This window comes from Mesorhizobium sp. M0587, assembly GCF_040320945.1.
In the GTDB taxonomy this organism is placed as follows: domain Bacteria; phylum Pseudomonadota; class Alphaproteobacteria; order Rhizobiales; family Rhizobiaceae; genus Mesorhizobium.
Genome location: NZ_JAMYQP010000029.1, coordinates 12339 through 25745 on the forward strand (window position 1 = coordinate 12339; position 13407 = coordinate 25745).

Genomic DNA, 13407 nt, shown 5'->3' on the forward strand with positions numbered 1-13407 from the left:
AAAGGCGGCGAAGTCCCTGAACCCATCGGATGAATCCGAAATCCTGATCGCCGCCAAGCAGCGCAACCGGCCGGTTTGAGGCCCAGGGCCGGACAGGCAAGCCATTGAATTCAGTGATGTTCTGGCTTGCCCGTACCGAACTGGTCAGGCTTGGTCGTTGATCAGCCGCCTCAACAGCTCGAGTTCCTGTGCCAGCGTGTTGTCGTTGCCGGAAAGATCCTCGATCTTGCGCACGGCATGCAGCACCGTGGTGTGGTCGCGGCCGCCGAAGCGCCGCCCGATCTCGGGCAACGATCGCGGCGTCATCACCTTCGACAGGTACATGGCGACCTGCCGTGGCTTGACGATGGTGCGCGTGCGCCGGTTGGACAGCAATTCGGTCTTCGACACGTTGTAGTGGCGCGCGACGATGCGCTGGATATCCTCGATACGCACCCGCTTCGGTTCGCCCGTGCGATAGATGTGGCCGAGGATCTCGTCGATGCGGTCGATGGTGATCTGCGGCTCGAAAGACTGGCGAAACAGCAGTTGATTGAAGGCGCCTTCCAATTCGCGTCCGCTGCCGGTCACTGTGCGGGCGACGTGGTTGAGGATTTCCTCCGAAATATCGAGCGATGCGTCGTCGGCCCTGGCGGTGGCGAGGCGCAGTTTAAGCATGCCGAGACGCATGGCGAAATCGGGCGCCGACATTTCGAGCGCGACGCCGCCATTGAGACGCGAGCGGACCCGCGGTTCGAGCGATTCCAGTTCCGACGGCGGCCGGTCGGCGGCAACGACCACTTGCTTGGCGCTGTCGAGCAACATGTTGATCAGGTGGCAGAATTCGTGCTGGATCGACTTGCCCTGCAGGAACTGCATGTCGTCGATGATGAGCAGGTCGATATCGCGCAGCTGCTCCTTGAGCGTCAGCGCATTGTTGTCGCGGATCGCGGTGGCGAAGCGCCACATGAAATATTCCGCCGTGAGATAGACAACGCGGGATTTGGGGTTCTGCTTCAGCGATTCCGCGGCGATGGCCTGCAGCAAGTGTGTCTTGCCGAGCCCGACGGTGGCGTGCAGGAAAAGCGGATTGAAGCGCACCGCGCTCGATTGCGATTCAGCGACGGCCCTGGCGGCGGCGAAGGCTACCCGGTTCGACGGGCCCTCGATGAAGGAGCCGAATGTGTAGCGCGGATCGAGCGGCGAACCGAGCACATTGTGCCGGAACTCGCTCTCGACCGCGGCGCCCGGCCGTGGCGCTGGGGACCGCTCCACCCTGCCGGGGCTTACAGTGCCGGCGGCGAGCGCCGTTTGCGTCTGCCGCGTCATCTTGCGCGCCGGGGCCAATTCCGGCTCTACATGGCTGCGCCCCTGGCGGGTGGCCGTGCGCACCACGATCTCGATCTTCAGGATTTCGGGGTCCTCATGCTTCCACAACTCGGAGATGAGGTCGTGATAATGGCCGTTGATCCACGAGCGCAGGAAAGCGGTCGGCACCGAGATACGGACGATGCCCTTGGAAGCCTCCGCGACCTTCATGCGTCCGAACCAGCTTGAATAGACTTCGGTGCCCAGCCGCGCCTTCAACTGGGCCTTGACCCGGTCGAATTTCTGCTCCGCGTCGCTGGAAGCCGCCATGTCGCTTGCTCCGATCAGATTTCCTGGAAATGGGAGTTCGCTTGTGAGCTCCCTTTCGATGCCGCCGCTCTGCATGATCGAGTTCCTTATCTTTGTACCTGTTTTCCGCCGGGGATGCGCCTCCTGCATCCGTGTCCCGGCGACTGCGCTTCGCTACGATGCCCGGTTGCCGCCGCCGGCACATGAACATCGCCCATTATCCAGGGAGAACCGGTGCCGGCCTATGAAGCCAGTCCGCGTTGGGTATGTCAGGCAATACAACACCGTCCGGCGAAAACGCCGGCGCGCTGTCGAGCTGCCATGTCTAGTTACGCCAGTCCCCTACCGTACCGAAAAAGAGCAAACCAACCCGTCCACGGACTTGATCCGCGTCGCAAATCCCGCCGATTTAAGCTGGCCCGATTCAGGCTGGGTTATGGGCTGGAGGCCCGTCCCTTTCGATGGATCGACATTACCGAAATCGCTGTGGATAGGGCAAGGCCACCTCTAACGGATTTTTAAGGAATCTGGTCAGCGTAGCCAGATCGGACCGCCATGCCGCAACGATGTATTTTGACAAAGCCATTGTGATTCAAACCCTTTTCCGGCGAATATGAAAAAGCCGGGCTGGCGTGAAATTTTCTGAAATAATTCGCTTGACAGCCAATTGTCCCCCATCGCTTCGCGGCTATGTGAACAAGCTGTGGACGACCGTCTGTAACTATTTGAAAAAAAACAATTATCTCTGAGGGCAGAGAGTCTTTTGGTCGGCCGTTTTCATGTCTGTCGACCAACAGCCGGCACACATATGCCGGCAAAGCATTTCGAACCGCGAAATCCGCGTTCGACGCTATTTCCGAGTATTCTTTTTAAGTACTTGCCGGCAAACGAAAAAACCCGGCGCGATAGGCCGGGTTCGAAGAAGATCAATCTGAAGTGGATGTCAGGCCGACAGCACTTTTAGACGCTGTGCGAGGCGCGACACTTTGCGGGAGGCAGTGTTCTTGTGGATCACGCCTTTGGTCGCGGCGCGCATCAACTCGGGCTCCGCGGCCTTGAAAGCGGCCTGTGCGGCAGCCTTGTCGCCGGAGGCGAGTGCCTCCTCGACCTGGCGCACATAGGTGCGGACACGCGACCGGCGGTTCTTGTTGATCGCCGCGCGGCGGGCGATCTTGCGCGTAGCCTTTTTGGCCGAGGATGTATTGGCCATGATGCCTCTCTTCTGATCTGGTCGGCGCATGCGGCATGCCGCAGGGCGCAAAAAACAAACGGGCAGCCACGGGGCCGCCTCGGTTGGTGGGGCTTATAGTTCAGCTTTTCCGGCGCGTCAACGCTGCCCGGCGTTCTTTTTGGCTGGCGCGACGGGTTTCACGCGCCAGCCGGTGGCGCTCTACCGGTTGGTGAAATTCGGCTTCCGTTTTTCGACGAAGGCCGCCATGCCTTCCTTCTGGTCTTCGAGCGCGAAAAGCGAGTGAAACAGCCGGCGTTCGAACCGCAATCCCTCGGCAAGCGTCGTTTCATAGGAGCGGTTGACGGCTTCCTTCGCCATCATCACCGATGGCAGTGAGAGATCGGCGATCTTGGCCGCCACCCTCACGGCCTCCTCGACGAGCTCGCCGGCAGGCACGACTCGCGACACCAGGCCCGAACGCTCGGCTTCCGCGGCATCCATCATGCGTCCGGTCAGGCACATGTCCATCGCCTTGGACTTGCCGACGAAACGGGTCAGGCGTTGCGACCCGCCCATGCCGGGAATGACGCCAAGCGTGATTTCGGGCTGGCCGAATTTCGCCGTGTCTGCGGCAATGATGAAATCGCACATCATCGCCAGTTCGCACCCGCCGCCCAGAGCATAGCCGGCCACCGCCGCGATGACAGGCTTCCGCACTCGCGTAAACTCTTCCCAGCCGGCGAAGAAGTCCTGGCTGTAAGCGTCGACATAGGAGATCGCCTGCATCTCCTTAATGTCGGCGCCAGCGGCGAACGCCTTTTCGGAGCCGGTCACGACCATGGCGCCTATGCCTGCATCGGCGCTGAAATCCTGCACCGCGGCGACCAGCTCGGCCAGCACCTGGGAATTCAGCGCATTGAGCGCCTTTGGCCGGTTCAGGGTGATCAGCCCGACCTTGCCGCGCGTCTCCATGATGATTGTTTCGTAGGCCATAGCTGCTTCTCCTCGCTCGACTTCGGTCCAACTTAGGCTTGGCACGTGCGGCAATAAAAGGTCGAGCGTCCGCTCTGCACGACGCGCTCGATGTGACCGCCGCAGCCGGGCTTGGGGCAAGGGCCGCCCTCGCGGTCGTAGACGGCGAAAGAATGCTGGAAATAACCAAGCGATCCGTCGGTCTGCACGTAGTCGCGCAGCGAAGACCCGCCGGCTGCGATGGCGTCGGCGATGACCGAGCGGATTGCCTCGGCGAGGCGTTCGCTTTGCTCCCTGGCCTTCTTGCCAGCCTTGGCGATGGTGCCCGCCTCGCGCAATGGCGATAGCCCGGCGCGCCAAAGCGCCTCCGACACATAGATATTGCCGAGCCCGGCGATCAGCCGCTGGTCGAGAAGTGCTGCCTTCAGCGGCGATCTCCGGCCTTTCAGCAGCGAGGCGAGCAGCACTCCGTCCAGCGCATTGCCCGTAGGCTCGACGCCCAGGCCGGCCAACATAGGATGGGATTCCGCCAGCCCCTCCGAAAACAGCATGAAGCCGAAGCGGCGCGGGTCGTTGAAGATCACCCGAGATCGGGCTCCGGCCGCGGTTTCGACATGGAACACGACATGGTCGTGCGTCGTGCTTTTCGAGCGTTCGTGCGGGAACGCGCCTGGTATCTCGCTGTCGTCGTCGCTCTCGATGCGAAAGGAGCCCGACATGCCCAGATGGCAGATCAGCACCGGGCCGTCTTGAACGTGCATGGTCAGATATTTGGCCCGGCGGCCAAGCGCCGTGACCGTCCTGCCGCTCAGCCGCTCCGAAAACCGGTCGGGAAACGGAAAGCGAAGATCGGGCCGTCGCGCCTCGACCCTGGTAAGGCGGGCACCTTCCAGAACCGGCTGCAGCCCGCGCCGGACCGTTTCAACTTCGGGCAATTCAGGCATGGCCGCCGATCGCCGGGTAGAAAGAAGTGCCATGGCGACCGCGCGCCAGTCCGAGGTGCTCGGCCACGGTCTCGCCGATATCGGCGAATGTTGTCCTCAGCCCGATGTCGCCGCCTTTGAAACCGGGTCCGGTGCCGATCACCGGGATCCGCTCCCGCGTATGATCGGTTCCGCGCCAGGTCGGGTCATTGCCGTGATCGGCCGTCAATATGAGAAGATCGCCCTGCCTCAGCCTTGCGAATGCCTCGGGCAGCCGCCGGTCGAAAGCCTCGAGCGCGGCGGCGTAGCCTGCAACATCGCGGCGATGGCCGAATTCGGTGTCGAAATCGACGAAATTGGCGAAGACGAGATCGCCGTCGCCTGCGTCGTCCATCGCGCCAAGCGCCCTGTCGAACATGGCCATGTTGCCCGCCGCCTTGCGAACTTCCGAAATCCCGCGATGGGCGAAGATGTCGCCGATCTTGCCGATGGCAATGACGCGGCTTCCTCGCGCGGTCAGCCGGTCGAGCAGGGTCGGCTCCGGCGGCGGCACGGCATAGTCGCGGCGATTATGCGTTCGCTCGAAAGTAGCGCTGGTTTCGCCGACGAAAGGCCGCGCGATCACTCGCCCGATCTTCAGCGGATCGACCAGCCTGCGCACCACCTTGCAAAGTTCATAGAGCCGCTCCAGGCCGAAATGGACTTCGTGCGCGGCGATCTGCAGAACCGAATCGACCGACGTGTAGCAGATAGGTTCGCCAGTGCGGATGTGTTCCTCGCCGAACCGCTCGATGATCTCGGTGCCAGGCGCATGGCAATTGCCGAGAATGCCGGGCACCTTGCCCTCGCCGATGATCGCCTCGGTCAACTCTGCTGGAAAGGCGGGAACCGTGTCCGGGAAATAGCCCCAGTCGAAGCGCACCGGCAGGGCGGCGATCTCCCAGTGCCCGGACGGGGTGTCTTTGCCGCTCGAAACTTCCTGCGCCGCGCCGTGGAAGGCATTGGCGAGCAGATCCGTCCCGGTGCTGGCGAAGCCCAGCCCCGTCGCTGTCTCTGCGGCCTCGCCCAATCCGAGCGAGGCCATATGGGGAACGAACAGCGGCCCTTGACGAAGCCCTTCGCGATCCGCGCGGCCCTCTGCGCAGGCCTCGGTGATATGCGCGAAGGTGTTGGCTCCGGTGTCGCCGTAGCGGTCGGCGTCGGCCGCGCCGCCGATGCCGAAGGAATCCAGGACGAAGAGGAAAGCACGCGCCATTGGGTCATTGTTGCCAGGTTGGATATCCAGACATAGGGTTCCACGGCGGCATTGGCAATTCGCAAACCAAACGGCAACAGCTTGGCGCGATGGTCAGGCGCAGGTCGCCCAAGGTGCCTGGGCTTTGGGGCAACGACAAGGACAAGTGTCTTCACATGTCGGGCATGGATCAAAGAAGACAGACGGCGGTCCTGTCATGAAACCTGCGCTGAAGGCGGGTGCTGTCTTGATGGCCATGCAGGGGGCGGTCTGGTCTGGCTCCGCCCAGGCCGACTGGCGCGACGATGTCGGCACGTTTCGCATCGGCATCGTCTCAGAGCCCGGCGCCGGCAACACCGTTCCGGGATTGCCGCTGCTGACCCAAGCCTTTGCCAATGCGATGGGCATGAAGGTGGAGTTCGTCGTCGCGCGCGACTATGGCGCGCTGATCGAGGCGCAGACCGACGCCCGGATCGAGTATGCCGTCTATTCGGCGACCGCCTATGCAACGGCGCTGCAACGCTGCGGATGCATCGAGCCGCTCGTGGCGCCGGTCGATTCCGATGGCGCGGTCGGTATCCGCGCGGTGCTGCTGACGAAGGATGGCAAGGTGCCTAGCCTGGCGGCGATGGAAAGCCACCGGATCGCCATGGCGCCGGCGGACAGCATCGGTTCTCTTTTGCCATTGGCTGGGCTGGCCGCCGAGCACGTCAGGATCGCCGAGGATGCATCGTTTCTGGTCCAAGCCGATTCGGCTGCGGCGGCCGAGACGATGCTCGTCGACGGCAGGGCCGACGCCGTGTTCGGCTGGGTGAGGGCGGCGGCCGATGGCCAGCCGCAACTATTCGGCGGCACGCAAGCGCGCCTCGAAGCGGCCGGCCTCTCGCCGTCCGCCCTCCAGGCCGTGTGGACGTCCGATCTGCTGAGATATGGTCCCCACGCGGTGCGCAACGATCTCGACCCGGAGGCCAGGCATCGGTTGACCGTGTTCCTGACCAACCTCAAATCGACGACGCCGGATCTCTACGACCTCCTGGAATCGAAGCATTCGGGTGGTTTTGTCACCGTAGACGCCAAGGATTACGCGATGGCGGAAGCCATCGTGCGGTTGGTGGCGACTGGCGGTGGCCGACAATAGACGTCTTCAACAGTCGCCGCAGGGGATCGTCAGGCTTCTGCGGGGGCGCAGATAGTAGGTCTCGCCCATCGATATGTTCTTGATCAGGCTGGGGGTCATTCCAAGCTTCTGTTGGCTGTCCGGCGCCCAGCCGAAGATCGGCGCGTAGCCCAGATTGCTGTCGACGCGGATAAGGAAAGTGCCGGCCACCCTCAGCGTTGTCGGGACCGTGGCGGTCGTGCCTGCGGTAGGACCGACGCTATAGACGCCGTCGACCATTTTGCGCGACCACGCCACCAGGACCTTGGGCGGCGTATCGGTGGTGACGTTTATTGCCGTGATGGTGATGCTCGGCGCCGAGCGGTTGTAGGGTTGAAGGGTGGAGGTGCCGATCTTCATGATGGCGTCGAGATCGGCCTTGGAGATGGTCGGCTGTTGCGTGATGAGATCGGCGACCATGCTGCCGACACGACTGACCTTCTTGCTGGTCTCGATGGCCTGCGAAGCTTCCATGGTCATGAAATACATGACCAGCAGGATAGGCACGATAAGGGCGAATTCGACCGCTGCGACGCCACTGCGATTGGACCAGAGGCCTATCGCCTCGCCCCAGATTTCTGCAATTTTCAGATGTGCCCCCGCACGCATCATTGCCCTGCCTTTTTTCTTGTTGGTGCTTTTCGAACTCAGTTGTTGAACGGCTCGTTCTGCCAGGTCACCGAGGCAAAATGCAGTGTCTTGTTGCCGCCCATCGACTGAGCCAGAAAATCGGTCATGACAGGCCATTTGTAGAAGACCCGCAGCATGTTTTTCGATTCTGCCAGGCCTGGTGAATTTGCGAACGGCTGCGAGTTGGTGCCTTGCATCAATATGACGTTGCTACCCTCTATCTTGAAGGTCGCCGAGGCCGCGTCTGCGAACGTCGGATACTCGCGAAGGTCCACGTCCATCTGATTGGTGCAATCTTGGGAGACTATAACCTGCAGTTTCGCGCAGATCAGGCCCTTCAATTTGTCCCCGGCGACGTCGACCGCCCTCAACTGGCCCGTGCGCAACTGGCGCGCGATGTCGTCGGTCGCGTTGGCCATCACTTCCTGGCCGGCAAAGGAGATGCAGCTTTCCAGGATGGCAAAGACGAGAAGGGCGAACGGCAATGCAAGCAGCGCGAATTCCACAGCCGTGCTGCCGCGGCGGTCGCGACCGAAGTGTTTGAAAAGCCTGGCGTGCCTCGTCTTGCGCTGATCCGCCGAACCGAATTCCTTGCTCATGTCCTGTTCCTGCCCATCTCCAGACGGTTCCGGCAGGTCATTAGCGCAAACCAATTGAGGTCCGGTTTGGATGATCGTTAAAGTCGCCGCGAGCGTCTTAACCAGTCGATAACCCGGGCGACGGCCGACGGCGCGGCTATCGGCTGACGTTCATCTCGGCTTCGGAGGATTTCTCCGCGTCGCTCTTGTAGGAACTTTCGCAATAGGGCGTACAAGACATCGTCTGCACTTCGGCACGCCTGTAGATGCGAACCGAAGAAGCCGCCTGCCGCACGACGGTAACTTGCGCGTCGACGATTGGGCTACCCTCCTGGTCGAGAACGACGAGATTGGTGATGCCGAAGCCCTTGCCGGTGAGCACGATCGTCGAGGCGTCCTGAACGGAAGCATCGGCGATTGCCGGGTTGCCGACGACGATCGTGTCGGCTGGGCGCGACAATTTCACGATCTTGGCCTGGTTCATGGTGACTTCGATGCCAGTGCCGGCACTGGCGGGCATGGTGAAGCTCACGGCGGCAAGAAGCACGGCAATCAGGATTGAGAATCTCGGCTCGGCCATCAACGCGCTCCACGCAAGGCAGACTGTTCAACGGAACATGAACGAGATTGGTGAACCAACGGTTAAGTCGGTCCTCTGCTGCCGGAAGTAGCGAGCGACATGGCTGCTCGCATGACCGGATCCACTCGGGACGCAAGCTCCCCACCCGCACCTTTTGCAGGCATTGCCCCCGGAAACACTACATTAGCCAGCGCTTAGTATGGAGTTAACCACGCAATATGTTGGAGCCCGGAAACGAATCGGTAAGGCTGTTTATTAAGCCGATCGAAAGAGCTTCTCCCTAGATTGGCAGCATCCGATCAACCATCACAGAAGTTGACGGAAGTGCTGTAACACGTGGAGTAGGAGCTCTCGAATGTCTAATCTCATTGCACGTTTCGTGAAGGACGAATCCGGCGCGACCGCTATCGAATATGGTCTGATCGCCGCTCTCATCGCGCTCGCCATCATCGCCGGCGCCGGCGCCCTTGGCAATGCAATCAACGCCAAGTTCTCCGCCATCGGAACTACCTTGAACACCACCGGCGGCTGATCTGCATATTGCTTGACGCTCAGATTGTGTTCTGGACAGGGGCCGCCATGTGGCGGCCCCTGTTTTATGCAGTTCATATTGTACCGCCCATAACGGTCATCTTTTCATTCCAGGCCTCATCAATCGTTAATCGAAGATGCCTAGGCTGACGTCATTGGAATTTGAACCATAGGCACGGCGCCGATGCTTGAAGCCCTGATCTTCGTCGTCTTTCCCTTCTGCATGCTGTTTGCCGCTATCTCCGACATGCTGTCGATGACGATCGCCAATCGCGTGCCGGTGCTGCTGGTTGTCGTCTTCGCGCTGGTGGCGCCGCTGACGGGGATGGAATGGGCAGCTTATGGTTGGCATTTCGCGGCCGGTGCTCTTGTTCTTGCCGTGACGTTTGGCCTGTTCGCAATGGGTGGCATGGGAGGTGGCGACGCCAAGCTGCTGGCCGCCACCGCCGTGTGGATGGGACTCAACATCCAGCTCGTCGAATATCTCGTGGTCTCGACCTTCATAGGCGGCTTGCTGACGCTTGCCATTCTGTTCTACCGGAAGTCGCCGCTGGCGGTTTTTACCAGCCAAAACCCATTCCTGCGTCATTTCGCGGAACAGTCGGCCGGCATTCCCTACGGAATCGCGCTCGGCCTGGGCGGGCTGCTGACCTATCCGGATTCGCCCTTGATGGTGTGGGCGCTGGAAAGACTGGCGAACTGAACACGATCCGAGTTTCGTTACCTTACTTGTATTGCCTGCATCGGCTTTGAAGAGAGGCGGGGCAGGCTCTTTACCCCTGTGGCGGCATAATCCAGCTAATTTATGTAAACCTTAAATTAATCACGATCGTAAGCATTACATTAACCTTGTTTTGACGATTGCCGCTGCAAAGTCCGGCTTGGCTGTGTGGTTTGCCAAGGGCGAGGGTTCGGACAGATGCCAGCATCCCGATTGATTATTCTAGGCGTGGCGGTAGCCGCGGCAGGTGGCGCTGGCTATGTCGCGAAAAACATGGTCGCCACGCCGCCGCCGATCGTCGTCGAATCCGGCCCCGCAGCTCCCGCGGTCGCCCTGCAAGACGTGCTTGTGCTCTCGGGCGATGTCGCGATGGGCAACCCGCTCGAGAACAGCATTGCCTGGCAATCCTGGCCGGCTGACGGCATCAACGCGAATTTCATCACCAAGGCGACTGCTCCCGACGCGCTGGAAAAACTAAAGGGCTCGATCGCCCGTGTAGCGATGTACACAGGCGAGCCGGTGCGGCGCTCCAAGCTGATCGGCGAGGGGCAGAGCTTCATGTCGTCGATCCTGCCTTCCGGCATGCGGGCGGTGGCCACGACTATATCTGCCGACACCTCCGCCGGCGGCTTCATCCTTCCAAACGATTTCGTCGATGTGATCATGACCCGCAGGGCCGACGCCAGCAGCGGCAGCGCCGGTTTCAACACCGAGACAATCCTCAAGAACATCCGTGTCCTGGCGATCGACCAGACCATCCAGGAGGACGAGGAAGGCAAGAAGACCAGAGTGGGCCAGACCGCCACGCTGGAGCTGACGCCAAAGCAGGCCGAAATCATCACGGTCGCCCAGCAGATGGCGGATCGATTGACCCTGGCGCTGCGCGCGGTCACCGACACCCAGGAAAAGAGCGTGGACCAAGCCGACTATCTCGTTTCCGGCAATGGCCGCAGGGGAACGGTGAGGCTGATCAAGTCGGGCGAAGTTTCCGAAGTAGGGGCAAGGAAATGAAGCTAAGCGGTAAACTGCCTGCGATCGTGGCCGCGGCATTCGCCCTGCTGCTGGTCGGAACGAATGTGCGGGGCGTCGTCGAGGCGAAGAGTACGCAAGTGACGGCCACGACGGCCACCCAGCGCGTCAAGCTTGGTCTCAACAAATCGGTAGTCATAGACCTGCCGAGCGATGCCTACGACATTCTTGTCGCCAACCCGTCGGTTGCCGATGCCGTAACCCGCACTGCAAGACGCATCTATCTGTTCGGCAAGGCGGTCGGGGAGACCAACATCTTCGTCTTCGGGCCGAACGGCGAACAGATCGCCAGCCTGGATCTGGCCGTCGAACGCGATGTCGCCGGCCTGGAGGACTATATCAGGCGCTTTATTCCGACGTCCGCCATCAAGGTTGAACTGCTCAACGACAACGTCGTCCTGACAGGAACCGTCGACACCCCGCTGGACGCGAAGCGGGCGGTCGACCTCGCGACGATCTTCGTCTCGGGCGGTGAAGCGACGACGGGACAATATTCGCAGACCGCGGCGGGCGGCTCGGCCCAGAGCGGTGTCGACATCGACAACCCGGACCAGGAACGTCGCACCAGCAAGATCGTCAACCTCCTGCAGATCATCGGCGACGACCAGGTCACGCTCAAGGTGACTGTCGCCGAAGTCAGCCGCTCCGTCATGAAGCAGCTCGGCGTCAACATGATTGGCAGCGGCTCCGCCAACGGCATTTCTTACGGTGCGACGAGTTCGCCCAACTTGGGTTTAGGAAAGCCGATTTCACAGACATCCGGCTTGTTGCTGGGAGACGGCATCGGGAACGGTATCCAGGCCTACATCAATGCCATGGAACAAAGCGGTGTCATGAAGACATTGGCAGAGCCGACCCTCACTGCCGTTTCCGGCGAGAAGGCTACATTCAAGGTGGGTGGTGAGTACAATCTGGTCACCGGACGCTCAAGCAACGTGTCGACTGATAACCAGACCGGCCTGACCACATACAGTTTCGATAAAATAGAATACGGCATCGGCCTCGAATTCCAGCCGGTTGTGTTGTCGGCCGGGCGTATAAGCCTCAAGGTCAGAACGTCCGTTTCGGAGCCGACCACGACAGGTGGGGCGACCCTCGAAGGAGGGGGAAGTAGGCAAAGCATCACTACGCCTGGCATGACGATTTTGTCGATCCGTAAGAGACTTGCCGACACCACTGTCGAATTGCCGTCAGGAGGGTCGATGATGATTGCCGGCTTGGTCCAGGACGATATTCGCCAAGCTGTCGCAGGATTGCCGGGCCTGGCCAAGATCCCAGTGCTCGGAACGCTGTTCCGCAGCAAGGATTTCGTCCGCAACGAAAGCGAACTCGTCATCATCATCACGCCCTATCTGGCGCGGCCGGTGGCGCGCAACGACCTTGCCAAGCCGGACGACAATTTCAACGCCCCGAGCGATGGCGCCGGCATGTTTCTTGGCCGCGTCAATCGTGTCTACGGCACCATGCAGACCGACAAGCCCAACGGCCGCTATCACGGCGTTGTCGGCTTCATCTACAAGTGAATGGGGAAGCGGACATGTCTCAGTCAGCATTGAACGCAAGCACCATCCTCACGACGATGCGTACGGGCCGTTCGCGGATCCACCTGCGGGCCCTTCCGGTCCTGGCGGTAGCCGTATCGGCGCTGCTGGCCGGCTGCGCCCATCGCGACAGCGTCACCGTCGGCGCCATTCCGGACGACTATCGCACCAACCATCCGATCGTCATCGCCGAGAAGAATCAGAAGATCGATCTTCCCGTCGGCGCCGGCGACCGCGGCATGACCGGCTCGCAGCGCGACACCCTTCTGGGGTTCCTCGACGGTTATGACAGGAGTGCCGCCCCGGCGCTGACGATCCAGATCCCAAGCGGGTCGGCCAACGAGGTCGCCGCGACGGCGGCCGGCCGCGATTTCGCCCGGCTCGCCGTCGCCAGCGGCGTCAAACGCAACCGGATCGTCGTCACCTCCTATCAGGCCGCCTCCAGCGAAATATCCGCTCCGGTGCGCGTCGCCTACATCGCGGTGAAAGCCCAGACCGACAAATGCGGACGCTGGCCCGACGACCTCACGGAGACATCGGAAAACAAGCACTATGCCGACTTCGGCTGCTCCTATCAGAACAATCTTGCCGCCCAGATGGCCAACCCGGCCGATCTGATCGGTCCGCGCAAGTCCACCACCATCGACGCGGAAAATCGCGGCGCGGTGATAGACGTCTATCGCAACAGGGGCATTTCGGATGAATTCCTCGGCAATTCGGAAGTGAGCTACTAAGCCGCCCCAGG

General features: G+C 61.2%; 14 protein-coding genes. 6 read left to right on the forward strand and 8 right to left on the reverse strand.

What is annotated here, in order from left to right; genetic code table 11:
• Window positions 1-144 precede the first annotated feature (144 nt).
• The 5 genes from dnaA to NKI49_RS23200 all read right to left on the reverse strand — a co-directional run bounded on the left by dnaA (window position 145) and on the right by NKI49_RS23200 (window position 5917).
• A complete protein-coding gene (dnaA, locus tag NKI49_RS23180) occupies window positions 145-1692 on the reverse strand; it encodes a chromosomal replication initiator protein DnaA (protein WP_352605620.1) in 1548 nt (515 codons plus the stop codon).
• A gap of 847 nt (window positions 1693-2539) precedes the next feature.
• On the reverse strand, window positions 2540-2806 hold the full coding sequence (gene rpsT / locus NKI49_RS23185; protein WP_027026587.1) for a 30S ribosomal protein S20: 267 nt from the start codon (window positions 2804-2806) through the stop codon (window positions 2540-2542).
• Between the two features lie 180 nt (window positions 2807-2986).
• The gene (locus NKI49_RS23190) at window positions 2987-3760 is read right to left on the reverse strand and encodes an enoyl-CoA hydratase (protein ID WP_352605618.1); all 774 of its coding nucleotides are present in this window, start codon (window positions 3758-3760) and stop codon (window positions 2987-2989) included.
• A gap of 32 nt (window positions 3761-3792) precedes the next feature.
• Window positions 3793-4683 (reverse strand): bifunctional DNA-formamidopyrimidine glycosylase/DNA-(apurinic or apyrimidinic site) lyase, encoded by an 891-nt coding sequence (mutM, locus tag NKI49_RS23195; protein ID WP_352605616.1) that lies wholly within the window; start codon window positions 4681-4683, stop codon window positions 3793-3795.
• Window positions 4676-5917, reverse strand: coding sequence for a phosphopentomutase (locus tag NKI49_RS23200; protein ID WP_352605614.1), 1242 nt, complete (start codon window positions 5915-5917; stop codon window positions 4676-4678). Before NKI49_RS23200 ends, mutM begins: the two co-directional genes overlap by 8 nt.
• A 196-nt stretch (window positions 5918-6113) precedes the next feature.
• Here NKI49_RS23200 and NKI49_RS23205 point away from each other — a divergent pair, with 196 nt between their 5' ends.
• Window positions 6114-7034: a phosphate/phosphite/phosphonate ABC transporter substrate-binding protein gene (locus NKI49_RS23205; RefSeq protein WP_352605612.1), complete on the forward strand. Its 921-nt coding sequence runs from the start codon at window positions 6114-6116 to the stop codon at window positions 7032-7034.
• A gap of 6 nt (window positions 7035-7040) precedes the next feature.
• Here the strand turns inward: NKI49_RS23205 and NKI49_RS23210 are convergent, their stop codons facing one another.
• From NKI49_RS23210 to NKI49_RS23220, 3 genes are all read right to left on the reverse strand, one after another.
• A complete protein-coding gene (locus NKI49_RS23210; protein ID WP_352605609.1) occupies window positions 7041-7664 on the reverse strand; it encodes a TadE/TadG family type IV pilus assembly protein in 624 nt (207 codons plus the stop codon).
• 35 nt (window positions 7665-7699) lie between these two features.
• Window positions 7700-8281, reverse strand: coding sequence for a TadE/TadG family type IV pilus assembly protein (locus NKI49_RS23215; protein ID WP_352605607.1), 582 nt, complete (start codon window positions 8279-8281; stop codon window positions 7700-7702).
• Window positions 8282-8417: 136 nt separating this feature from the next.
• Window positions 8418-8840 carry a pilus assembly protein N-terminal domain-containing protein gene (locus tag NKI49_RS23220; RefSeq protein ID WP_352605605.1) on the reverse strand — a complete coding sequence of 141 codons (423 nt, stop codon included), beginning with the start codon at window positions 8838-8840 and terminating at the stop codon, window positions 8418-8420.
• Between the two features lie 355 nt (window positions 8841-9195).
• On the opposite strand from NKI49_RS23220, the gene NKI49_RS23225 reads away from it, so the two are divergent.
• The 5 genes from NKI49_RS23225 to NKI49_RS23245 all read left to right on the forward strand — a co-directional run bounded on the left by NKI49_RS23225 (window position 9196) and on the right by NKI49_RS23245 (window position 13396).
• A complete protein-coding gene (locus NKI49_RS23225) occupies window positions 9196-9372 on the forward strand; it encodes a Flp family type IVb pilin (protein ID WP_352605603.1) in 177 nt (58 codons plus the stop codon).
• Between the two features lie 183 nt (window positions 9373-9555).
• Window positions 9556-10074, forward strand: coding sequence for an A24 family peptidase (locus tag NKI49_RS23230; RefSeq protein ID WP_352605600.1), 519 nt, complete (start codon window positions 9556-9558; stop codon window positions 10072-10074).
• Between the two features lie 216 nt (window positions 10075-10290).
• Window positions 10291-11103, forward strand: a complete 813-nt coding sequence (gene cpaB / locus NKI49_RS23235; protein ID WP_352605598.1) for a Flp pilus assembly protein CpaB — start codon at window positions 10291-10293, stop codon at window positions 11101-11103.
• The gene (locus tag NKI49_RS23240; RefSeq protein ID WP_352605596.1) at window positions 11100-12644 is read left to right on the forward strand and encodes a type II and III secretion system protein family protein; all 1545 of its coding nucleotides are present in this window, start codon (window positions 11100-11102) and stop codon (window positions 12642-12644) included. Before cpaB ends, NKI49_RS23240 begins: the two co-directional genes overlap by 4 nt.
• Before the next feature lie 14 nt (window positions 12645-12658).
• The gene (locus NKI49_RS23245) at window positions 12659-13396 is read left to right on the forward strand and encodes a CpaD family pilus assembly protein (protein WP_352605594.1); all 738 of its coding nucleotides are present in this window, start codon (window positions 12659-12661) and stop codon (window positions 13394-13396) included.
• Window positions 13397-13407 lie beyond the last annotated feature (11 nt).